The 21,628-nt window shown below is 37.6% G+C and carries 23 protein-coding genes and 1 pseudogene; 9 read left to right on the top strand and 15 right to left on the bottom strand.

Annotation, left to right across the window (positions count from 1 at the left end; genetic code table 11):
* The first annotated feature begins 71 nt into the window (after window positions 1-71).
* From WKI42_RS04760 to WKI42_RS04740, 5 genes are all read left to right on the top strand, one after another.
* Window positions 72-1,238 carry a CynX/NimT family MFS transporter gene (locus WKI42_RS04760; RefSeq protein WP_368081310.1) on the top strand — a complete coding sequence of 389 codons (1,167 nt, stop codon included), beginning with the start codon at window positions 72-74 and terminating at the stop codon, window positions 1,236-1,238.
* A 138-nt stretch (window positions 1,239-1,376) separates the two neighbouring features.
* The gene (locus WKI42_RS04755) at window positions 1,377-1,703 is read left to right on the top strand and encodes a PadR family transcriptional regulator (RefSeq protein ID WP_000273857.1); all 327 of its coding nucleotides are present in this window, start codon (window positions 1,377-1,379) and stop codon (window positions 1,701-1,703) included.
* The gene (locus tag WKI42_RS04750; protein ID WP_112444798.1) at window positions 1,690-2,283 is read left to right on the top strand and encodes a DUF1700 domain-containing protein; all 594 of its coding nucleotides are present in this window, start codon (window positions 1,690-1,692) and stop codon (window positions 2,281-2,283) included. Before WKI42_RS04755 ends, WKI42_RS04750 begins: the two co-directional genes overlap by 14 nt.
* Window positions 2,276-3,187, top strand: coding sequence for a DUF4097 family beta strand repeat-containing protein (locus WKI42_RS04745; protein WP_112444796.1), 912 nt, complete (start codon window positions 2,276-2,278; stop codon window positions 3,185-3,187). The genes WKI42_RS04750 and WKI42_RS04745 overlap by 8 nt, the downstream gene beginning before the upstream one ends.
* Window positions 3,188-3,244: 57 nt before the next feature.
* Complete coding sequence (locus tag WKI42_RS04740; RefSeq protein WP_112444794.1) at window positions 3,245-4,309, top strand: DUF6574 domain-containing protein; 1,065 nt, start codon at window positions 3,245-3,247, stop codon at window positions 4,307-4,309.
* A 71-nt stretch (window positions 4,310-4,380) separates the two neighbouring features.
* Here the strand turns inward: WKI42_RS04740 and WKI42_RS04735 are convergent, their stop codons facing one another.
* From WKI42_RS04735 to WKI42_RS04705, 7 genes are all read right to left on the bottom strand, one after another.
* Entirely contained in the window at window positions 4,381-5,241 is an 861-nt protein-coding gene (locus tag WKI42_RS04735) for a DUF4299 family protein (RefSeq protein WP_112444792.1), read from the bottom strand.
* 121 nt (window positions 5,242-5,362) lie between these two features.
* Window positions 5,363-6,349, bottom strand: a complete 987-nt coding sequence (gene trhO / locus WKI42_RS04730) for an oxygen-dependent tRNA uridine(34) hydroxylase TrhO (RefSeq protein WP_112444790.1) — start codon at window positions 6,347-6,349, stop codon at window positions 5,363-5,365.
* Window positions 6,350-6,544: 195 nt separating this feature from the next.
* Window positions 6,545-7,738, bottom strand: a complete 1,194-nt coding sequence (locus tag WKI42_RS04725) for an L-lactate MFS transporter (RefSeq protein ID WP_112444788.1) — start codon at window positions 7,736-7,738, stop codon at window positions 6,545-6,547.
* 538 nt (window positions 7,739-8,276) lie between these two features.
* The gene (gene blpZ, locus WKI42_RS04720; protein ID WP_112444786.1) at window positions 8,277-8,525 is read right to left on the bottom strand and encodes an immunity protein BlpZ; all 249 of its coding nucleotides are present in this window, start codon (window positions 8,523-8,525) and stop codon (window positions 8,277-8,279) included.
* A gap of 79 nt (window positions 8,526-8,604) precedes the next feature.
* Window positions 8,605-8,823, bottom strand: coding sequence for a hypothetical protein (locus WKI42_RS04715; RefSeq protein WP_112444784.1), 219 nt, complete (start codon window positions 8,821-8,823; stop codon window positions 8,605-8,607).
* A 5-nt stretch (window positions 8,824-8,828) separates the two neighbouring features.
* Window positions 8,829-9,203, bottom strand: a complete 375-nt coding sequence (locus WKI42_RS04710) for an immunity protein (protein ID WP_112444782.1) — start codon at window positions 9,201-9,203, stop codon at window positions 8,829-8,831.
* 51 nt (window positions 9,204-9,254) lie between these two features.
* Window positions 9,255-9,482, bottom strand: coding sequence for a Blp family class II bacteriocin (locus WKI42_RS04705; protein ID WP_112444780.1), 228 nt, complete (start codon window positions 9,480-9,482; stop codon window positions 9,255-9,257).
* A gap of 309 nt (window positions 9,483-9,791) precedes the next feature.
* Between WKI42_RS04705 and blpA the strand changes: the two genes are divergently transcribed.
* From blpA to blpC, 3 genes are read left to right on the top strand one after another with little or no spacing between them, the layout of a single operon-like run.
* Window positions 9,792-11,945, top strand: a complete 2,154-nt coding sequence (gene blpA / locus WKI42_RS04700) for a peptide cleavage/export ABC transporter BlpA (protein WP_112444778.1) — start codon at window positions 9,792-9,794, stop codon at window positions 11,943-11,945.
* A gap of 10 nt (window positions 11,946-11,955) precedes the next feature.
* Complete coding sequence (gene blpB, locus WKI42_RS04695; RefSeq protein WP_368081309.1) at window positions 11,956-13,317, top strand: peptide export ABC transport accessory protein BlpB; 1,362 nt, start codon at window positions 11,956-11,958, stop codon at window positions 13,315-13,317.
* Window positions 13,318-13,373: 56 nt separating this feature from the next.
* Complete coding sequence (gene blpC / locus WKI42_RS04690; protein ID WP_173283254.1) at window positions 13,374-13,514, top strand: quorum-sensing system pheromone BlpC; 141 nt, start codon at window positions 13,374-13,376, stop codon at window positions 13,512-13,514.
* Between the two features lie 106 nt (window positions 13,515-13,620).
* Here the strand turns inward: blpC and WKI42_RS04685 are convergent, their stop codons facing one another.
* Genes WKI42_RS04685 through WKI42_RS04675 form a run of 3 tightly spaced genes read right to left on the bottom strand, consistent with a single transcriptional unit; the run spans window position 13,621 to window position 16,052 of the window.
* Entirely contained in the window at window positions 13,621-14,955 is a 1,335-nt protein-coding gene (locus tag WKI42_RS04685) for a sensor histidine kinase (protein WP_173283252.1), read from the bottom strand.
* 3 nt (window positions 14,956-14,958) lie between these two features.
* Window positions 14,959-15,708, bottom strand: a complete 750-nt coding sequence (locus WKI42_RS04680) for a response regulator transcription factor (protein WP_112444770.1) — start codon at window positions 15,706-15,708, stop codon at window positions 14,959-14,961.
* Window positions 15,705-16,052 carry a LytTR family DNA-binding domain-containing protein gene (locus WKI42_RS04675; RefSeq protein WP_173273195.1) on the bottom strand — a complete coding sequence of 116 codons (348 nt, stop codon included), beginning with the start codon at window positions 16,050-16,052 and terminating at the stop codon, window positions 15,705-15,707. Before WKI42_RS04675 ends, WKI42_RS04680 begins: the two co-directional genes overlap by 4 nt.
* A gap of 183 nt (window positions 16,053-16,235) precedes the next feature.
* Here WKI42_RS04675 and WKI42_RS04670 point away from each other — a divergent pair, with 183 nt between their 5' ends.
* Window positions 16,236-16,622 (top strand): hypothetical protein, encoded by a 387-nt coding sequence (locus WKI42_RS04670; protein WP_240150237.1) that lies wholly within the window; start codon window positions 16,236-16,238, stop codon window positions 16,620-16,622.
* 148 nt (window positions 16,623-16,770) lie between these two features.
* Here the strand turns inward: WKI42_RS04670 and WKI42_RS04665 are convergent, their stop codons facing one another.
* From WKI42_RS04665 to WKI42_RS04645, 5 genes and pseudogenes are all read right to left on the bottom strand, one after another.
* Window positions 16,771-18,246, bottom strand: a complete 1,476-nt coding sequence (locus tag WKI42_RS04665) for an ABC transporter substrate-binding protein (RefSeq protein WP_173220083.1) — start codon at window positions 18,244-18,246, stop codon at window positions 16,771-16,773.
* A 254-nt stretch (window positions 18,247-18,500) separates the two neighbouring features.
* Window positions 18,501-19,424 (bottom strand): carbohydrate ABC transporter permease, encoded by a 924-nt coding sequence (locus WKI42_RS04660; protein ID WP_000818348.1) that lies wholly within the window; start codon window positions 19,422-19,424, stop codon window positions 18,501-18,503.
* Window positions 19,425-19,436: 12 nt separating this feature from the next.
* The gene (locus tag WKI42_RS04655) at window positions 19,437-20,366 is read right to left on the bottom strand and encodes a sugar ABC transporter permease (protein WP_368081308.1); all 930 of its coding nucleotides are present in this window, start codon (window positions 20,364-20,366) and stop codon (window positions 19,437-19,439) included.
* A gap of 368 nt (window positions 20,367-20,734) precedes the next feature.
* On the bottom strand, window positions 20,735-20,995 hold the full coding sequence (locus WKI42_RS04650; protein ID WP_166730991.1) for a hypothetical protein: 261 nt from the start codon (window positions 20,993-20,995) through the stop codon (window positions 20,735-20,737).
* 30 nt (window positions 20,996-21,025) lie between these two features.
* A pseudogene (locus WKI42_RS04645) lies at window positions 21,026-21,262 on the bottom strand (hypothetical protein); the annotation flags it as partial.
* Between the last annotated feature and the right edge of the window lie 366 nt (window positions 21,263-21,628).

Here is a 21,628-nt window from a genome sequence, read left to right as displayed (position 1 = left end):
CCTTACTTGACATTATAGTGAAAAAGCCTTAAAATAAGCTGTTATTAAAATCAGCTAGAAGAGGTATTATTATGAAAAAGCAATCACTCTTTTTTGTTCCAGGTATTATCCTGATTGGTGTTTCCTTGCGGACTCCTTTTACTGTTTTACCCATTATTTTGGGAGATATTTCGCAAGGCCTGGGAGTAGAAGTTAGTTCGCTTGGTGTCTTGACCAGCCTTCCTCTCCTTATGTTTACCCTCTTCTCGCTCTTTTCTACCCGACTGGCTCAGAAAATCGGCTTGGAGCATCTCTTCACCTACAGCCTTTTCTTCTTGACCATCGGTTCTCTCATTCGACTAATCAATCTGCCCCTGCTCTATCTAGGAACCTTGATGGTTGGGGCAAGTATCGCAGTCATCAATGTGCTGCTTCCTAGTCTTATCCAAGCCAATCAACCAAAGAAAATTGGTTTTCTGACCACCTTATATGTAACCTCTATGGGGATTGCAACGGCTCTGGCCTCCTATCTAGCCGTGCCCATTACACAAGCCAGCTCTTGGAAAGGCCTTATCATCCTCCTCACCCTGCTCTGCCTAGCAACTTTTTTGGTCTGGTTGCCAAATCACCGCTATAATCACAGACTGGCTCCACAAACCAAACAAAAAAGTCAAACAAAGGTCTTGCGTAATAAACAGGTCTGGGCAGTTATTGTCTTTGCAGGTTTTCAATCCTTGCTCTTTTACACTGCTATGACTTGGTTACCTACCATGGCTATCCATGCAGGCCTATCCAGTCACGAAGCTGGCTTGCTGACCTCTATCTTCTCTCTGATTAGTATTCCTTTTTCAATGACCATCCCAAGCCTGACAACCAGCTTGTCAACTCACAACCGTCAGCTCATGCTCACTCTGGTCTCACTAGCTGGTGTGGTCGGTATTTCCATGCTCTTTTTCCCTGTTAGTAATTTCTTTTACTGGCTTGCCATCCATCTCCTCATCGGAACCGCAACCAGCGCCCTCTTCCCTTATCTCATGGTCAACTTTTCACTCAAGACAAGCGCTCCTGAAAAGACAGCCCAATTGTCCGGCCTATCTCAAACAGGAGGCTATATCCTAGCAGCCTTTGGGCCAACCCTCTTTGGTTACAGTTTTGACCTTTTCCACTCTTGGGTGCCAGCTGTTGCTGCCCTCTTGCTGGTGGATATCCTGATGACTGTAGCCCTCTTTACTGTGGACAGAGCTGATAAAATCCTCTAAACTTCTAGTTTTTCCTAGGAGTTTTTTATATATAAAAATTTTACACATTTCTCTTGACAGGGCTTTCTTTTAGATGTACAATGTATGTATAGAAAAATTATATATAAAAATATTACACATTAGAAAAGGAGGTTCCCCATGTACTTTCCAACATCCTCTGCCTTGATTGAATTTCTCATCTTGGCTGTACTGGAGCAGGATGATTCTTATGGTTATGAGATTAGCCAGACCATTAAGCTGATCGCTAATATCAAAGAATCTACACTCTATCCCATTCTCAAAAAATTGGAAGGCAATAGCTTTCTGACAACCTATTCTAGAGAGTTCCAAGGTCGCATGCGCAAATACTACTCCTTGACAAATGGTGGTATAGAGCAACTCTTGACCCTAAAAGATGAATGGACACTCTATACAGACACCATCAATGGCATCATAGAAGGGAGTATCCGCCATGACAAGAACTGAATACCTGACTCAGCTAGAACTTTATCTCAAAAAACTGCCTCAGACTGACCAAATTGAAGCCATGGACTATTTCAGGGAACTCTTTGACGATGCTGGAGTCGAGGGAGAAGAAGAACTCATCGCTAGCTTGGGAACTCCTAAGGAAGCAGCTCACGAAGTCCTCTCCAATCTTCTCGATAAAAAAATCAATGAGGCACCCGCTCAAAAAAATAACCGACAAATTTTGCATATCGCCTTGTTAGCCCTCCTTGCAGCCCCCATCGGTATTCCTCTGGGAATCGCCATCCTCGTGTCCCTGTTCGCAATCTTTGTGGCAGCCTTGACTGTCATTCTAGCTTTCTTTGCGATTTCCATACTTGGTATCATTGGCGGATTCCTATTTTTAGTTGAAAGTTTCACTGTCCTCGCCCAAGCTAAATCAGCCTTTATCTTGATTTTTGGTTCTGGTTTACTGGCTATCGGTGCTTCTTCACTAGTCTTACTAGGTATTTCCTATGTAGCCCGCTTCTTCGGCCTACTCATTGTTCGCCTGGTGCAATTTGTTCTTAAAAAAGGAAAGAGAGGTGACCAGCATGCGTAAATTGACAAAAGGATTTCTCATTTTTGGTGTGGTGACTACCGTTATCGGCTTTATCCTGCTTTTTGTAGGTATCCAATCTGACGGAATCAAGAGCCTACTTTCCATGTCCAAAGAGCCTGTCTATGATAGCCGTACGGAAGAACTGACCTTTGGCAAGGAAGTCGAAAACCTAGAGATTACGCTCTACCAACACGCGCTGACCATCACAGACTCTTTCGATGATCAAATTCACATTTCTTATCATCCATCTATTTCTGCTAACCATGATCTTGTCACAAATCAAAACGATAAAACGCTAAGCCTCACTGATAAGAAACTGTCTGAAAGTCCGTTTCTCTCTTCTGGAATTGGCGGGATTCTCCATATCGCAAGCAGCTACTCTAGTCGTTTTGATGAAGTTATTCTCCAAGTTCCAAAAGGAAGAAGCCTAAAAGGAATCAACATCTCAGCCAATCGCAGACAAACCACCATCATAAATGCTAGTCTTGAAAATGCAACTCTCAATACAAATGGCTATCTCCTCCGAATTGAAGGAAGTCGTATCAAAAACAGTAAACTCACAACCCCTAATATCGTCAATATCTTTGATACAGACCTTACAGATAGTCAGCTAGAGTCAACAGAGAAGCACTTCCACGCTGAAAATATTAAAGTATATGGTAAAGTAGAACTATCTTCTAAAAATGCGCTCAGTATCATGCTAACTCAAAAAGAAAGCCAAGAAATTAACTTAGACCTCTCGAGTCACCATGGTCCTATTTATCAGTTATCGAGAGATGAGAGTCAACGCCACCCCAACGAATTAAGCAACCCTTACAAAACTGAAAAAACTGATGCAAAAGGTCAACTCATCGCTAAGGCTGATGATTATATTAGTCTTGAAACTACAGCTAACAGACCTTAATAAACCTATTTATATCGACCACTATGACACATAACCCACTAAAAAGGAGGTTCTACCATGAAACAAGAATGGTTTGAAAGTAATGATTTTGTAAAAACAACAAGCAAGAACAAGCCTGATGAACAACTCCAAGATGTTGCAGACAAGGCTGAAGAAACGATAGCCGATCTCGATACGCCAATTGAAAAAAATACTCAGTTAGAGAAGGAAGTTTCTCAAGCTGAAGTCGAATTGGAAAGCCAGCAAGAAGAGAAAATTGAAACGCCTGAAGACGGTGAAGCGAGAACAGAAATAGAAGAAAAGAAGGCATCCCATTCTACTGAAGAAGAGTCAGACCTTCCTAGTGAAACCGAAAAAGTCACTATAGCTGAAGAAAGCCAAGAGGCACTTCCTCAGCAAAAAACAACCACGAAAGAGCCACTTCTTATCAGTCAATCCTTAGAAAGTCCCTATATCCCCGACCAAGCTCCAAAATCTACGGATAGATGGAAAGAGCAAGCGCTTGATTTTTGGTCTTGGCTAGTGGAAGCGATCAAATCTCCTACAAGCAATCTTGAAACAAGTAGCACACACAGCTACACAGCCTTTCTCTTGCTCATTCTGTTTTCTGCGTCTTCCTTTTTCTTTAGTATCTACCACATCAAACATGCTTACTATGGACATATAGCAACTATAAACAGCCACTTCCCTGAACAACTAGCTCCTTTAACTCTCTTTTCTATCATCTCTATCCTAGTAGCGACAACACTCTTCTTCTTTTCATTCCTCTTGGGTAGTTTCGTCGTGAGACGATTTATCTACCAAGAAAAGGACTGGACGCTGGAAAAGATTCTCCAACAATATAGTCAACTCTTGGCAATTCCAATCTTCCTCACTGCTATTGCTAGTTTCTTTGCCTTCTTTGACAGCCTACGATTTACAGCCCTCTTGTGTGTGATTAGTGTTGGAATCATTCTGCTTGCTAGCCTTCATATCATTACAAGACCTAGTCAATCAAGTGAAACCGACTCCTTCTATCAGTTATTCTTGTCTGTCCTTGTGAACGGAGTCATTATCCTCCTCTTCTTTGTAGCTGAAGTGGCACTGATTGGAGATTATCTTCGTATCTTGGCCTTTCTTTAAACTTCAATCCTGTCTTTCATGGCAGGATTTTTTATATGCCAAAAAAGCAAGTCGATTGACCTGCTTCTGCTTTACTTTTCTTGTGCTAATGCTTTAAAATCTTTGTCTAAGATGGGTTGAATTTCTAATTGATTGGCATCTAGTTGGTGGTAAGATGCTGATGGTAGTGACTCTAGGAATTTTGCATAATCCAAGCGGGCGATAGCCTCATAGTCTTCTGGTTTAGAGCCATCTCCTGTGATTTGAACCAAATCAATCTCCCACTGCACTTCCTTATCCACCAATTGCTCCATATAGGCTGCAGGAACAAATGGTTCTCTCGGTAACACTGTCTTGACTCCTTGAGCCAGATGGTAAACACCGTGAATTTGTCCTTCTCCATCCTGATAAAAGGAAACTCTTGCAAAGTAGGCATCTGTCTCTTGAACCGCACGTACACGCGCTTCAAATTGAGCCAAGCCATCTTCCTCTAAAAAGCTTTTCAAGTCCTCATGACTAAAGAAAATAGGATTAAAAATTCCTTGGCAAATCGTAAAACGAGCTGCATTATCTGTCAGATGGGCTTGAATACTTTCTTGGAAATAAGCTTCAAAATCAAAACCATCTAGTCCTTCAATCTCAGTTCCTGTATAAGCAAGTAGGGCTTCTAAAAATGATTTGATGATCTCCCAGTCTGTCTTCGTTAGTAGGTCAGGAAGATCAACACGGTAAGCCTTTTGATCATCAGCATAACTGACCTTAAAAAGAAATTGCGATTGCTCCACTATCGCACACTCGATATACTCAAGACGGTTAAGAGGCTGACGGAGATAAACCGCATCATAGCTATGTGACTCCAAACCATCTAGCAAGGCCAAGATTGACTTGGCAGTCAAAATCTCCTGTTCTCCTAAAATGCTCTGTTTATTTGGAATAAAAAATGTTTTCGCCATAACTAAACTCCTTTGAAATCGTTTACATACAGTATACCTTATTTTCCTGAAAGATACAGAAACAAACTTTAGATTTTTGAGTACAAAGCATAGAAAAACAGCCCCTGAGGACTGTTTGATCTTATACAGTAGCTGCTTGATCCAAGCTTTCACCGATAGCGGCTAGGCGCTCGATCACTTCAGCTTGTGTCAATTTATTTTCTGAAACATAGCGGTTACGTGGGTGAACACGGCACTCGTGTGAGCATCCACGAAGGTACTTGTCTTCATTTTCTTCTGATGTCAAGATACGACGGTTACAGAAAGGATTTCCACAGTTGACATAACGTTCACATGGTGTTCCATCAAACCAGTCTTTCCCTACGATAGTTGGGTTGACATGGTTGACATCAACGGCGATACGCTCGTCAAAGACGTACATTTTTCCATCCCAAAGCTCACCTTGAACTTCTGGGTCTTTACCGTAAGTTGCGATTCCTCCGTGCAATTGGCCAACATCTTTGTAACCTTCACGAACCATCCAGCCTGAGAATTTCTCACAGCGAACCCCACCTGTACAGTAAACCACGACACGCTTGTCCATGAATTTTTCCTTGTTATCACGAACCCATTGTGGTAACTCACGGAAGTTGCGGATGTCTGGGCGGATAGCCCCACGGAAATGTCCTAGGTCGTACTCATAATCGTTACGTGTGTCAAGGACAACGGTATCTTTATCAAGAAGCGCTTCTTTGAACTCTTTTGGAGACAAGTAAGCACCTGTTGTTTCAAGTGGGTTAATGTCATTGTCAAAGTCGTTGTCTTCCAAACCAAGGTGGACAATTTCTTTCTTGTAGCGAACGAACATCTTCTTGAAGGCTTGTTCATTTTCTTCGTCAATCTTGAACCAGAGGTCTTCCATACCTGGGAGGCTGTGAACGTAGTCCATGTATTTTTGAGTTGTTTCATAATCACCTGAAACTGTTCCGTTAATTCCCTCGTCAGCGACTAGGATACGGCCTTTAAGGCCGATCGATTTACAGAAAGCCAAGTGGTCTGCAGCAAATTGCTCTGCATTTTCAATTGGAGTATAAAGGTAGTAAAGTAAGACACGAATATCTTTTGCCATAAGATTTGTTCTCTTTTCTATTCTTAAATTTTCTAAATTTTTTATTTATCCATACTAGTATACCTGCTTAAGAAAACGAATGCAATTTATTTGACTGGAAATTGCTATATTTCAATTTAGAAAAAAATTTCTTGTACACTACACTTAGTATCAATCATATTTTAAAAAATCCTTGGATTTTCCAAAGATTCATTTTTAAACTTTTTTAGCTTTAGCCATATAGAACAGTTGGAGTAGAATACCAAGGATAGCCATGCCGATAACGATAAAGAAGGCCATTGTGTAATCTCCTTGGTTTGCCTGTGCAAGACGTGCTCCTAACTGAGGACCAGCAATAGCAGCTACGCCATAAGCAGTAAACATCCATCCATAGTTTGTCCCTACGTATGTAACTCCCCAGTTTTCAGCAGTAATTCCTGGGAATGAACCGAGGAAGCCTCCAAATGACAAGGCAACCATCATAATTCCAAGGATGGCCAAGATGCTTCCAGGACCTTTGAATAAGGCTGTGAGCAACAAACCAGTAGCAACCGCTCCAAACATGGCAATAACGGTAGGATAGCGACCAATCTTATCAGATACCGTACCCCAGAAGATACGACCAAATGTATTAGCGATAGATACCAGCATAACGAAGAGTGTAGCTTCTCCTACAAGTTTGTACTGGTCAGAAATTGATGCTGCAGTACCGATAATCATCATTCCACCAGTAGCACCAAGAACGTAAATCAACCATAGAAGCCAGTAATTTCCATCACGAAGCATTTCTTTGTAAGTTTTACCTTCTGGTTGAGCTGTTCCAGCTACCGGCGCTGCTGCAGGAGCTTTCTCCATTACCAATGAAGAAGTGCAAATAACAATTAGAAGAATGATACCCAATACTTTGAATGTTGAGTAAACACCCATAGAAGCAATCAAAGCTTTGGCAACTGGACCGATAATGAGCGGCCCTAACCCGAAACCTGCTGCTGTCAAACCACCAGCTAAACCTTTTTTATCTGGGAACCACTTAGTGGCAACTGAAGTAGATGCTCCATAAGCTGAACCAATACCAAGTCCTAGGACAACCCCGTAAGTGAGGTAAAGGACTGGAAGAGAAGTAGCAAATCCAGTAGCAAACATACCAGCACCGAAGAGAATACCACCTAGGAATACAAATTTCTTAGGTCCTGCTGAATCAACCTTAGGACCGAAAATAATCATACCAACAGGTACCATTGCAAAAGAAATACTAAAGGCCAAAGAAGTTTGGGATTGAACCCATCCTTGACTAGAATTGGTTTCTAGCAGCGCCTTTTGAAAAACTGACCAGGCGTAACCAGCACCTAGAGATAGATTCGTTAAAATGGCTGCTGCCAAAATTAACCATCGATTGGGTGTTTTTTTCATTTGAATAACCTCATGTAAAATTTCTTGTTCCTAAAAAGAATAGAGAACAACTTTTATCATTTTTTCACCTACCTCGTTTAAATTGATCATTGTATAAATTTTTAAGTATATAGAACTGTGTAAATGACATACATCTATATACGACTGCTTAAAAATTTGTATCTATAGATCTCTTAAATCAGAACAAGATGAATTTTCACAATGTTAAGCGCTTTCATTGCACTCTTATTATAAGCTACTTTATTCTAAAAATCTACTTAATAAAAATTAATAAAGATATAAGAAATTTTAATATTTTAATCACCTGTTATCATTTTAATATTGTTTATATCATCTAATTCGGATAATTATCTAAATAAGGTAAAAAACCACTGCCCTCCCCAGACCAACCTGAGGAAAGCAGTGATTCTTATTTTAGGAGTTAGGAATGAATGTAAGGAGCTACATTTGACGTTACTATACTAAAAATCAAAAACAAGGTGTAATCTTTATTGAAAACGACCATAAAGATAACCACTTAAACACTAAGTACACCTTCCTACAAGTCATCCTTTACCTCCAATCTCTCTAAAACAAACCATTTTAATAACCAAAACCCGACAACATAGCCAGCCCCTAAGAATATAGCTATAAAAGCTAGCATGGGATTCAGAAAAGAAAAAACCACTACAGATACAAAGGTTAGCACAAAAACATTAAATGCAATGGTGTCAGAAGCCAAGACTAGAATATAGGGTGTCAACCAGTCTAAGATTTTTGAATATGGAAAAAATAAGTGTTTATACATGATACGTTCCTATACAGTATAGAGAGTATAAGCGCAAAGAGATACTCAGATTAATAATTCTATATCCTAACTAAATCCTCTAATGTGGCCATAAAACTGAAGCTGCCGCCCCACCAGCTGCACAAATTAAATAAATCTGCGGAGTTGGGAAGGGGATTGTCTGTGCACAAAGCGAAAGCCCCTCAACTGCACCACCTACTCCACTTAAAAATCTGTCTACAAGTTGTTTATCACCAGCTGTTATCATTGTTAATTTTTCATCGGATAAAATGATAAAATTATTTACTGATTGTTCCATTCTTTTCACGCTTTCTTTGTTAAATTAATTTGGCTAGTAGACAAAAGATAAACTAAGGCATTAAAGACAATGAAAATATTTCCATAAAGTAAAATCAGTCTCTCATCCAAACCAAGATAAAGTTTTACCGCCAAAAAGATGAGCAAAAGAATTTGAAACCATAACGTTTTTCCAAAAATAAATTTAAAGCGTTTTTGAATGTCTGCTTCCTTGATTTTTACCGCCAAACCTTTATTAGCAAGAAGGAAAACTCCTGCTTCAAATAAGCCACTGTAGAGAACAATCCACCCAATCGATACATTCGAGATTTTCAAAAATGTACCTAAAAGAATATCCAAAACACTACTCAAGAAAATAATAAGAAATAATCTGTATTTCATATAAATCACCTCCTTTTACTACTATTTCCAATCTACTATATCGCTAAAAGTTTAACTTGCTCTAAAAGCTCCCCAAGCCGCTGTACAAAACTGTGCTCCTAAAACCCCTCCGGCAAGAGTTCCCACAACTGGGATAACACTCCCCAGAGCTGCACCTCCTATTGTACAAATTCCTAATGCTTGAACAACTTCTCCAGCCCCTACTTTATCTCCACCTTCAACACGAGCAAGCATTTCATTATCCATAACAGAAAATTGTGACATCATTTTTGTATCCATGACAAATACTCCTTTTTTATTTTTAATTTTTGTCCTGTTGCAACCTTGACAACATCAATATATCATAATTAACTGATATCATTTCTTTAAAATCATAAAATGTCTTTTTTTCATCACGAAATGTTTTTCATAAATTTTATCAAAGACCAAAACTAATATATACTATCGTCAACTATAAAAATCAATGGTTCATCTTACTTAATAAAAATTACTGTTCATGACAATATAAATACCGTTTACGATTTAGCAAGAAGTTTTTTAGTAAAGTTTGGCATAATATACCTATCTACTATATGAAAGGAATTGCCAATGACTTCTTATAAACGTACATTTGTTCCTCAAATAGATGCTAGAGACTGCGGTGTTGCTGCCTTAGCCTCGATTGCTAAATTCTATGGTTCAGATTTTTCTCTAGCTCACTTGAGAGAACTTGCAAAGACCAATAAAGAAGGAACGACTGCTCTTGGCATTGTAAAAGCCGCTGATGAAATGGGCTTTGAAACAAGACCTGTTCAAGCAGATAAAACGCTCTTTGACATGAGTGATGTCCCCTATCCATTTATCGTTCACGTTAACAAAGAAGGAAAACTCCAACATTACTATGTTGTCTATCAAACAAAGAAAGACCATCTGATTATTGGTGATCCTGACCCTTCTGTAAAAATCACTAAAATGTCAAAAGAACGCTTTTTCTCTGAATGGACTGGAGTAGCTATTTTTCTAGCTCCCAAACCCAGCTATCAACCCCATAAAGATAAAAAGAATGGTCTACTAAGCTTCCTTCCTCTGATTTTTAAACAAAAATCTCTCATTGCTTACATTGTTCTCTCAAGCTTATTGGTCACGATTATCAATATCGGTGGTTCTTATTATCTCCAAGGAATCTTAGATGAATACATCCCAAATCAGATGAAATCAACTTTAGGAATCATCTCAGTTGGTCTGGTTATCACCTATATCCTCCAACAAGTCATGGGCTTCTCCAGAGATTATCTCCTAACTGTTCTGAGTCAGAGATTAAGCATTGATGTGATTTTATCCTATATTCGCCATATTTTTGAACTTCCTATGTCTTTCTTTGCGACACGTCGTACAGGAGAAATCATTTCACGGTTCACAGATGCTAACTCTATTATAGATGCCTTGGCTTCTACCATTCTCTCTCTTTTTCTGGATGTTTCTATTCTGATTCTTGTAGGGGGAGTCTTACTGGCACAAAACCCTAATCTCTTCCTTCTTTCTCTTATTTCCATTCCTATATACATGTTCATCATCTTTTCTTTTATGAAGCCTTTCGAAAAAATGAACCATGATGTCATGCAAAGTAATTCTATGGTTAGCTCTGCCATTATCGAAGATATCAACGGGATTGAAACTATAAAGTCGCTCACGAGTGAAGAAAATCGCTATCAAAATATAGACAGCGAATTTGTAGATTATTTGGAAAAATCCTTTAAGCTCAGTAAGTATTCTATTTTACAAACGAGTTTAAAGCAGGGAACAAAATTAGTTCTGAATATCCTTATCCTATGGTTTGGCGCTCAATTAGTCATGTCGAGTAAAATTTCTATCGGTCAACTGATTACCTTTAACACACTTCTTTCTTACTTTACAACTCCTATGGAAAATATTATCAACCTCCAAACCAAACTCCAATCTGCGAAGGTTGCTAATAACCGTTTGAACGAAGTCTATCTAGTCGAATCTGAATTTAAAGTTCAAGAAAACCCTGTTCATTCATATTTTTTGATGGGCGATATTGAATTTGATGACCTTTCTTATAAGTATGGTTTTGGACGAGATACCTTAACAGATATTAATCTCACGATTAAACAAGGAGATAAGGTTAGCCTAGTTGGAGTTAGTGGTTCTGGTAAAACAACTTTAGCCAAAATGATTGTCAATTTCTTTGAACCTTACAAAGGACATATTTCCATCAATCATCAGGATATTAAAAACATTGATAAAAAAGTTTTGCGCCATCATATTAATTACCTACCTCAACAAGCCTATATCTTTAATGGCTCTATCTTGGAAAACTTAACTTTGGGCGGTAATCATATGATTAGCCAAGAAGATATTCTAAGAGCTTGTGAATTAGCTGAAATCCGTCAAGACATTGAAAGAATGCCTATGGGCTATCAAACTCAGCTCTCTGATGGAGCTGGTCTATCAGGAGGACAAAAGCAACGAATAGCCCTCGCTCGTGCTCTTTTAACTAAAGCTCCTGTTTTAATACTAGATGAAGCTACTAGCGGTCTTGATGTCTTGACTGAGAAAAAAGTTATAGATAATCTTATGTCCCTAACTGATAAAACCATTCTCTTTGTAGCCCATCGTCTCAGTATAGCCGAACGAACTAACCGTGTCATTGTTCTTGACCAGGGGAAAATCATTGAAGTTGGTAGCCATCAAGAGTTAATGCAGGCGCAAGGCTTCTACCATCATCTATTCAACAAATAAGGAGAATGTCATGAATCCTAATCTTTTTAGAAGCGTCGAGTTTTATCAGAGACGTTACCATAACTATGCGACAATGTTAATTATACCTCTTTCATTACTACTTACTTTCATCTTGATTTTCTCCCTTGTTGCCACAAAAGAAATTACTGTTACTTCCCAAGGAGAAATCGCTCCTACAAGTGTCATTGCATCCATTCAGTCAACCAGTGATAATCCTATCCTTGCTAATCATTTAGTGGCAAATCAAGTAGTTGAAAAAGGGGACTTACTCATCAAATACTCTGAAACAATGGAAGAAAGTCAGAAAACTGCCTTAGAAACTCAATTACAAAGACTTGAGAAGCAAAAAGAAGGACTTGGAATTTTGAAACAAAGCTTAGAAAAAGCAACTGATCTTTTTTCTGGCGAGGATGAATTTGGCTACCATAATACCTTTATGAATTTTACTAAACAAGCTCATGATATTGAGCTAGGTATCTCAAAGACTAACACCGAAGTTTCAAATCAAGCCAATCTTGCCAATAGCAGTTCATCAGCTATTGAACAAGAAATTTCAAAAGTTCAACAACAAATTGGAGAATATCAAGAGCTGAGAGATGCTATCATAAATAACAGAGCACGCTTACCAACTGGCAATCCGCACCAGTCAATTTTGAATCGTTATCTTGTAGCCTCACAAGGACAAACACAAGGAACTGCAGAGGAGCCATTTTTATCTCAAATTAATCAAAGTATTGCAGGTCTTGAATCATCTATCGCAAGCCTCAAAATTCAGCAAGCTGGTATCGGAAGTGTAGCAACTTATGATAACAGTTTAGCAACCAAAATTGAAATACTCCGCACTCAGTTTTTACAGACAGCCTCACAGCAACAACTAACCGTGGAGAATCAATTAACAGAATTAAAAGTACAACTAGATCAAGCAACGCAGCGCTTAGAAAACAATACCTTAACCGCTCCAAGTAAAGGTATCATTCACTTAAACAGTGAATTTGAAGGTAAAAATAGAATTCCAACTGGTACAGAAATTGCTCAAATATTCCCTGTCATCACAGATACAAGAGAAGTACTAATCACTTACTACGTATCTTCTGACTATCTACCTCTACTAGATAAAGGACAAACTGTAAGATTAAAACTGGAGAAGATTGGAAATCACGGCATTACCATCATCGGCCAACTTCAGACAATTGATCAAACTCCTACCAGAACAGAGCAAGGAAATCTCTTTAAACTAACCGCTCTTGCAAAACTATCTAATGAGGATAGTAAACTCATCCAATATGGCTTACAAGGTCGCGTCACTAGTGTAACTGCAAAGAAAACATATTTTGATTATTTCAAAGATAAAATTTTAACCCATTCTGATTAATTTTCAGATAACACTCTAGAACTATTTATTATCTTATCAAAAAGGAGAATCTTAACATGGATAAGAAACAAAACCTAACTTCATTTCAAGAACTAACAACTACCGAACTCAACCAGGTTACAGGTGGAGGATTGTGGGAAGAGCTATATGAAACTATAACAACACCATTAAAATTACGGACTACTTTCAAACCATAAAAAATCTATAGAATTATAAAAACGCATAATATCAGATTTCAAAATGACTGATACTATGCGTTTTATCATGAAAAGATTATAAAAGATACAAGTCACCCATCCCCACCTATACTTCTATCTCTAAGACTTGTTTAAATCTAAAATTAGAACTTGTAGTTTTTAGAATGATATTTGGGTATTTTGTCAAAATACTATTAACATTAGACAAACCAACTCCTCTATTCTGCCCTTTAGACGACATTCCTCTCTCAAATATTTTTGTAACATCAATCTCTCTATCTAGGGTCGGATTTTGGATAATCAAAACTTGCTTATTATTTCTCATATCTTCAAAAAAACAAACACTTAGAGGTTCCTCGACAGTGGCGCTTGCAGCGGCCTCTATCGCGTTATCTAACAATATAGAAACAACTGTTAAAAAATCAATTTCCTCAATCTTTTTGATAACGATTGGTTTTTCTATTTCTAAAGAAACTGGCACTAGTAAACTCTGAGCCTCGGATAATTTTGAGATTAATAAACTCTTCAAGGATAAATCCTCTATATTTCTCAATCTCACTACATCAAATTTTGTATCTTTTAAATTTTTCCCTGAGTCTTTCAAGACACTGTCATAAATTTGAGCAACTAAATCAATATCTTTTCGGTCTATCCCTATCTTTAAACTTGTTAAGATATTTGCATAATCATGCCTAAAGCTTCTAACCTCTTGATAAAGTCCTTCTACTTGTTTACTATAGCTCTTAAGATTTTGAAGTTGAATCTCTTTTTGAAGTACTAAATCTTTTTGCAATTCCTCACGTACATTTCTGTCCAGTATATTGACAAAATAGATAAATAAAAAGAAATAGATTGCAGTTATAGCTCCTTGATAATGATTTACAGATAAATTCAGGCTGTTTTTAATGTAACCAATAAAAGGAATAAGGATAAAATAACCCAACATTGCAGCATTAGCAATCCTCATTATTTGAGCTAAATGTTTATCCAACACTTTACTTCTTAGATAGCTAAAATCATACTGAAAAACTTTTATTATAAGCAAAGATAGGAGACTTGCTAAAATTGAGAAAATGGTAGCATCGTAATAAACATATATGTCTGTTAAACTAGCAAAATTAGGAATAATAAAATCAACAAAGAAATCATAGATAATCGACCAAAATGTGATAGGAAACAGAGCATAAAAAAGTGTCAATATCAGACTGTACTTCTTTTTATCCAACAAAAATGTGTAGATAATAAAAAAGATGGGATAATCTAGTACTGTAATAACAACAGGGATATAGAACGTCTTAATCAAGATTAAAAGTAAAAACTCTAATAAAAAATAGAAAAACAATAACTCTAAAGATCTCTTTATAGTCAATTGATAGCCATAAATTTTTGCATGAAGAAATAAAAGTATGTAAAAATTCAAAGATACTAACACAAATGACATTTACTACTCCTTACTATCATGTAAATCTTTAACTATATTCAGCAATGCCCTCATTTTTAACCTAGATACTAGGCAACTTGACCCGTTCTTCAAATAGACTAGTTTTTCTTCCTTATCTATTGAAGAGATATTATAAGGATTCACAATAAAAGAACGATGACACTGAACCAATCTGGGTTCTTGTTTCAATATATCAGAAATTTTACCGTAAAACTCTATTCTTTCTCTCATAGAATAAAGAACTAGCTTATGAGGAATCATTGACGTTTCTATATAAAGCAAATCCGAAAATGGAACCTGAACGAGTGCTTTAGAATTTGTAAACACAAAAGAATCTTCAGTCATTAGTTGATGTTTATTCTTGTGAACATAAGCGATTGCCTTTTCCACACGTTCCCTAAAAGCACTTTCAGGTAATTCCTTATCAATAAAATCTAAAGCTGATACTTGATATTGAAAACTAACAGGCATAAATTCTGAATGAGTTGTTACAAAAACAATGACTGCATTTGGATCTCTATCTCTGATTTCCAAAGCAATATCTAACCCTTTTCTAACATCGTTTTTAATTTCAATATCTAAAAAGAAAAGTTGATGACCTCCACGTTCCATCATATCTTCTAACAATTGATTTGGTTTACCATAAACACCACAGTGCTTTACTTCCCAACAATTCTTCTCTAAAATATCATACACCAGATTTTCCATCCTAGTCTGCTGTATAAAATCATCCTCTAATATAAAGATATTCATTTCTCGTCTCCTTTAGTATTTAACCATCTTTCTTTTACAGTTTTAAAATATCTTCTAGAGCAGCTAATATCCGATACTCTTTCATCCATAAATAAAATGGTCTTCGTTTCATACTTCAATCCTATTACTTTGGATAAGTTAACAAGAAACTTTCTATGACACCTGAACAATTTACCCAGACTCATTTCCTCAACTCTAGCTAGGCTCATATACTTCTCAAATACTCCATCAGCTGTAATAAAAATAACAGCATGTGCCTTCGTAGGATGTGTTGTCACATAGTAAACCTTAGAATGAGGCACTTTAACAACTGCTCTGCCTTGGCTTAAAATATATTCTTGCATATTTTTCCTCCTTACTCTCCTATATCATATCAAAACTAGTATCCTATGATGGAAAAAATCTTAAAAGGTATCTGAGTTATCATAAATGGTTATTTTTCAACATTTCATGCTAACATTTATACAATCTAAGATTTCGACATCTTCTATCGGATGTTTTTGATATGATAGAGCAAGAGGAGAAATATGGATACAATTCAAATTCTACATTTTTCATTATTAGGATATATCATCACAAGTGACATCAATTCTTATATTAAAGAAAACTTATCAACAAAAATGAGAATTATAGTTTCTAGGCGTATCATCTATTCCTATAACACTACTACCTATTTTATCATAAAATCAATGTTTTTATCTTCAGATACAATGTATTCTTATATAGAAGATATACGACTCCGTTCTGAATTTGCCAACATTATCATCATAGGAAGTTACATTGATTATGATAAACTTTTCCGTAGTCATTACAGAATATTCGGTGTCATTGATACAGCTAGAAATCATTCTTTACAATCTATACGACAAGAAATTCACTCATATTTAGATGATATTTATAACAACCTGAAATAAATTAGGTTTGGTAGTCTTTATACATTTCCTCAGCATACATGGCTTCAAAAACTTTCAAAAAATCACTGCCCTCCCCAGACCAACCTGAGGAAAGCAGTGATTCTTATTTTAGGAGTTAGGAATGAATACACGAAATCAATTTAGCTGATTATTTTTTGTTTTTCAAGAATTCATCGTATTGTTTTTGCATTTCGTTCAATACTTTTTCGTAGGCACCTTCAGATTTCAATTTTTCCATCAATTCTGGAATCGCTTTATCTGGGTCTACAGTACCAGTGTTGATAGCTGTATCAAATTGTTGCATTGTGTTAGAAATAGCTGAGATTTCAGATTTCACATTGTCAGTATTAAAGATAAATCCAAGCGCTGGAGATTCTTTAGCTTCAGCCAATTCTTTCTTAGAATCTTCAATTTGTTGGTCTGTAACGTTTTCATTGATGTAAAGGATCCAGTTGTTACCAGTGTTCCATCCACTCATGTGAGTGTTTCCTTTGTAGCCATCAAGAACGCGAACACGGTTTTCTTTACCTTCAATTTTTTCCCAGTTCTTGCCTTCTGGACCGTAAACAAGGCCGTTCAAAAGTTCTGGGTTCGTATTCAAGAGGTTCAAGATTTCCATTGATTTTTCTTTGTTCTTAGAGTTGTTTGAGATGACAAAGTTAGCAACTTGTGTTGTTTGGTTTTTCTTAATAAAGTTTGTGATTGGTTTGATTTGGATGTCTTTGTTAGCAACGCGTGAGAGCAAGCTGTTACCGTAGTCAGCTGGTCCTACTGTCTCTTCACGAACGAACCAAGTATCTTGTTGAAGGTCAAATGTAGTGTCACTTGTTGCGACGTCTTTTGGAATGTAGCCAGCTTCATAGAATTTGTGAAGAGTCTTTAAGTGTTCTTTGAAACGAGGCACTTCGTAACGGTTTACAACTTTAGTAGTATCACCTTCAAGGTCGATAACGAATGGAAGCCCGTTTGCTACTGGATAGTCAAAGTTCTCAGAAGGGATGAAGTTCTTAGTAGCTGCAAATGGTACTACGTCTGGAGCTTTTTCTTTAATTTGTTTCAAGACTGGCTCAAGAGTTTCGTAAGAAGTAACACCTGAAATATCGATACCATATTTGGCAAGGAGAGTTCCGTTGAAGGCAAAGTTTTGAGATGATGCAACGTTGGCTGCAACTGGAACAGCGTAAATCTTACCATTTACAGTATTACCCTTGATGTAAGCTGGGTCAAGTGCTTTGTAAAGGTCTTTACCTTCTTTTTTGTACAATTCTGTCAAGTCAGCGTAAGCACCTTTTTGAGCATTTACAATATAGTTATCTGCAAAGGCAATATCATAGTTTTCACCAGATGATGTGATAACTGACATTTTCTTACCATAGTCACCCCAGCCAAGGTATTGGATATCCAATTTGGCACCAACTTTTTCTTCGATGATTTTGTTGGCATTTGCTAACAATTCATCCAAGTTGTCTGGTTTGTCACCGATTTGGTACATTTTGATAACAGGTTTGTCACCTGAATCAGCAGCTTTTTTGCTGTTACCTGTCAAATTTCCACAAGCAGCAAGACCTGCAGCCAAAGCGACTACACTAGCAGATGCAAAAGCATATTTTTTCCAGTTTTTCATGATAAAAACTCCTTTTTTTATTTTTAAACTTATAAACAATGTAATGATCTTATACTCAATGAAAATCAAAGAGCAAACTAGGAAACTAGCCGCAGGTTGCTCAAAACACTGTTTTGAGGTTGCAGATAGAACTGACGAAGTCAGTAACATCTATACGGCAAGGCGACGTTGACGCGGTTTGAAGAGATTTTCGAAGAGTATTAACTTCACACAAGGGAAGTTGGGAACTGAGAAATGTTCTTTCTCAATAAGCACTATTCTTTCACACCACCGATAGTCAAACCTTTTACAAAGTAGCGTTGGAAGAATGGATATAGAATCGCGATTGGAAGGGTTGCAACCACAACCATGGCCATACGACCTGTTTCTTTCGGTAGAGCAACTCCCAGTTGACCAGTCAAGCCGACCGCTTTGGCAATGTAGTCCATATTTTGTTGGATTTGCATGAGCAAATATTGCAATGGATACAAGTTGTCACTCTTGATGTAAAGAAGGGCGTTGAACCAGTCATTCCAGAAACCAAGTGCTGTCAAAAGCGTGATGGTTGCGATACCTGGTAGTGACAATGGCAAACAGATTTGGAAGAAAATCCGAGCCTCACTAGCACCATCGATACGAGCCGATTCGAGAATGGCTTCTGGAATGGTCTTCTTGAAGAAGGAACGCATCAAGATGATGTTAAAGGGTGAGAGAAGCATTGGAACAATCAAGGCCCAAACAGTATCCCCAAGCTGAAGCACACGAGTCACCATGATATAACCTGGTACCAAACCAGCGTTGAACAACATACTGAGCAGAACGAAGATGGTAAAGAATCTGCGATACTTAAAGGTTGTCCGTGAAATAGCGTAGGCATAGGTTGTTGTGATAAAGACATTTGTAAATGTCCCAACTACGGTTACAAAGACAGAAATGAAGAGGGCTTGTAAGATTTTATCCTTAAACTGTGCCAAAAACTCAAAACCGTCTAATCCAAATTGGGATGGGAAAAAGCTGTAGCCGTATTGGAGGAGGCTTTTCTCGTCCGTCACTGAAATAATGATAACGAATACGAAGGGTAGGATACAAGAGAGGGCAATCAAACCCGAAATGATACTGAAGAAGATATCTGCTTTCTTACTGAAGGAGTGAATACCGACATTATCAATTTTTTCTTTTTTAATTTTCTTTTCTGCCATATTCTCCTCCTTTTAGAACAAGGCTGAGTTTGGATCAACTCGTCTTGCCAGTAAGTTTGATAGAACCACCAGAATCAATCCGACTACTGATTGGTAGAGACCTGCTGCTGAAGCCATCCCGATGTCCGCTGTCTGGGTCAAGCCATTATATACATATACGTCCAAGACGTTGGTTACGTTATAAAGCTGACCAGCATTGTGAGGGATTTGATAGAAAAGACCGAAGTCTGCACGGAAGATATTTCCGACTGCAAGGATGGTCAATACAGTTACCAATGGTGTCAATTGCGGAATGGTTACATTGCGAATGCGTTGCCATTTGCTGGCTCCGTCCACTGTCGCTGCTTCGTAGTAAGTTGGATCAATTCCCATGATTGTCGCATAGTACATGACACTGCTATATCCAAAACCTTTCCAAATACCTAGGAAAAGTAGGAGATATGGCCAGATACCCAAGTCAGCGTAGAAGTTGACTTCTTTGAGACCAAGACTTTCTAACAAATGGTTGAAGACCCCTTTATCGATGTTTAAGAAGGCATCGGTAAAGAAACTGATGATAACCCAAGACAAGAAATAAGGGAACAACATAGAAGTTTGGAAGATCTTCACCATTCTCTTAGAACGGAGCTCGCTGAGGATAATGGCAATCCCTACAGATACAACTAAACCTAGAAAGATAAAGCCGAGATTGTAGAGGACCGTATTTCGTGTGATAATAAAAGCGTCTTTTGAACTAAATAAGAATCTGAAATTATCGAGTCCGACCCATTTACTGTTCACGATACTATCTATGAAACCATTACTGGTCATGCGGTAGTCTTTAAAGGCAACCACGTTCCCAAATACTGGAATGTAGAAGAATAGAATCAACCAGAGCGCCCCTGGCAAAACCATCAAGAGAAAGATCCAGTTGTCTCTCAAGGTTTTTGAAAACTTATTCATAATTTCCTCCCTTTTTTATTTTGATATCCATCTAAAAATTCCTTTTTAGACTTTTGATAACGATTACATTATTAGTATACTCCTATTTGCAGGTTAGGTTAAACTACTAATTATAGAAAAAACTCCACAAATTATGTAGCAGATTTAAAACTTTATCACCACTATCAAACAAAAGACCTACATCAATTGTCTACTTTATCTCTATTAACCTAATGATAGATACCTTGTTATGACGCGCTGACACTAAATTTTAGAACAACTGACGCTAGTATTTTGTAACCGTCCAATAACGAAGTATATTAAAAAATCTCCAGACTAGAGAACTCACGGATAGTTCCTAATCTGGAGATTTTTAATATAGGTTGTTATTAGGCGTTTGCTTTCAATTTAGCAAGAACCTCTTTAAGATTTTCAATCAACTCTTCTTCAGTATGCTCAGAGCCTTTTTCATCTGCCAAGAAGGAAACTGCATTTTGAAGTTCTTCTTGAGACTTTTTAAGGACATCCTTATCCACTGTTTCAAGGTTTAAGTTCTTAAGAAGTTTACTTAATTCCTTGGTTAATTTCTCGAGTTCTGATTCTTTATTACGACGAGCTAGGAGGAAGAAGAGGAGACCTAATAGAACCAGTATACTTACCACAATAGCTCCTACTGAGATTTGAGTTTGAGCTACAGACTTATCTGCTTCTGGTGCTTCCTCAGAAACTTTTTGTTCTCCAGCCTTCGTTGCTGACTGACTTTCCTTAATGGACTCTAGGGAAGCAATGGCATCTTTGACTGTTTGCAAGATATTACGCAATCCTTGCTCTGTCAAACTGTCATCTGCAAGAGCTTTCTTAGCCTCTGCCAAAACCAGACGTGCTGAATCTGTAATAGGACTTGATACACCTGTCAGTGTTCTCAAAAGATTTTCTAAGGTTTGAGTCTGCTTACTTAGTTCTGACTTGTCTAAAGTTCCTTGACCCTGAGTTACTGAACGAACAACATCATCTTCTCTATTCGCTGTATTTACACTAGGTTCCGTAGTTGTCACTGGAGCTACAGACGAACGAGCAGTGGTTTCTGAAGGACTATCAGTGCTTGGGGCATCTTGTCCAGAATTTGCTTGTCCACTATCTGATGGACTTGTCGGTTCTGTAGTGTTCACATTGTCAGAATTTCCAGGTTGGTTATTAGTCGTTAGGAGGTGACGAGGAGATGGAATAGGATTGATACGATTGATTTCATCAATTGCTCTCGCTAGAGCAGCACTAACCGCATT

Source organism: Streptococcus pseudopneumoniae (assembly GCF_038148935.1).
GTDB lineage: Bacteria > Bacillota > Bacilli > Lactobacillales > Streptococcaceae > Streptococcus > Streptococcus pseudopneumoniae_U.
This window is presented reverse-complemented; position numbering and strand designations above follow the sequence as displayed.

Coding starts and splice junctions, on each gene's coding strand:
- WKI42_RS04680 (WP_112444770.1), bottom strand. CDS start 15,708: ATGAATATCTTTATATTAGAGGATGATTTTATACAGCAGACTAGGATG.
- trhO (WP_112444790.1), bottom strand. CDS start 6,349: ATGGCAAAAGATATTCGTGTCTTACTTTACTACCTTTATACTCCAATT.
- WKI42_RS04740 (WP_112444794.1), top strand. CDS start 3,245: ATGAAACAAGAATGGTTTGAAAGTAATGATTTTGTAAAAACAACAAGC.
- WKI42_RS04710 (WP_112444782.1), bottom strand. CDS start 9,203: ATGAAATACAGATTATTTCTTATTATTTTCTTGAGTAGTGTTTTGGAT.
- WKI42_RS04655 (WP_368081308.1), bottom strand. CDS start 20,366: ATGAATAAGTTTTCAAAAACCTTGAGAGACAACTGGATCTTTCTCTTG.
- WKI42_RS04685 (WP_173283252.1), bottom strand. CDS start 14,955: ATGTCATTTGTGTTAGTATCTTTGAATTTTTACATACTTTTATTTCTT.
- WKI42_RS04735 (WP_112444792.1), bottom strand. CDS start 5,241: ATGGCGAAAACATTTTTTATTCCAAATAAACAGAGCATTTTAGGAGAA.
- WKI42_RS04665 (WP_173220083.1), bottom strand. CDS start 18,246: ATGAAAAACTGGAAAAAATATGCTTTTGCATCTGCTAGTGTAGTCGCT.
- blpC (WP_173283254.1), top strand. CDS start 13,374: ATGGATAAGAAACAAAACCTAACTTCATTTCAAGAACTAACAACTACC.
- WKI42_RS04755 (WP_000273857.1), top strand. CDS start 1,377: ATGTACTTTCCAACATCCTCTGCCTTGATTGAATTTCTCATCTTGGCT.
- WKI42_RS04670 (WP_240150237.1), top strand. CDS start 16,236: ATGGATACAATTCAAATTCTACATTTTTCATTATTAGGATATATCATC.
- WKI42_RS04660 (WP_000818348.1), bottom strand. CDS start 19,424: ATGGCAGAAAAGAAAATTAAAAAAGAAAAAATTGATAATGTCGGTATT.
- WKI42_RS04715 (WP_112444784.1), bottom strand. CDS start 8,823: ATGGAACAATCAGTAAATAATTTTATCATTTTATCCGATGAAAAATTA.
- blpB (WP_368081309.1), top strand. CDS start 11,956: ATGAATCCTAATCTTTTTAGAAGCGTCGAGTTTTATCAGAGACGTTAC.
- WKI42_RS04745 (WP_112444796.1), top strand. CDS start 2,276: ATGCGTAAATTGACAAAAGGATTTCTCATTTTTGGTGTGGTGACTACC.
- WKI42_RS04705 (WP_112444780.1), bottom strand. CDS start 9,482: ATGGATACAAAAATGATGTCACAATTTTCTGTTATGGATAATGAAATG.
- WKI42_RS04760 (WP_368081310.1), top strand. CDS start 72: ATGAAAAAGCAATCACTCTTTTTTGTTCCAGGTATTATCCTGATTGGT.
- blpA (WP_112444778.1), top strand. CDS start 9,792: ATGACTTCTTATAAACGTACATTTGTTCCTCAAATAGATGCTAGAGAC.
- WKI42_RS04750 (WP_112444798.1), top strand. CDS start 1,690: ATGACAAGAACTGAATACCTGACTCAGCTAGAACTTTATCTCAAAAAA.
- blpZ (WP_112444786.1), bottom strand. CDS start 8,525: ATGTATAAACACTTATTTTTTCCATATTCAAAAATCTTAGACTGGTTG.
- WKI42_RS04675 (WP_173273195.1), bottom strand. CDS start 16,052: ATGCAAGAATATATTTTAAGCCAAGGCAGAGCAGTTGTTAAAGTGCCT.
- WKI42_RS04725 (WP_112444788.1), bottom strand. CDS start 7,738: ATGAAAAAAACACCCAATCGATGGTTAATTTTGGCAGCAGCCATTTTA.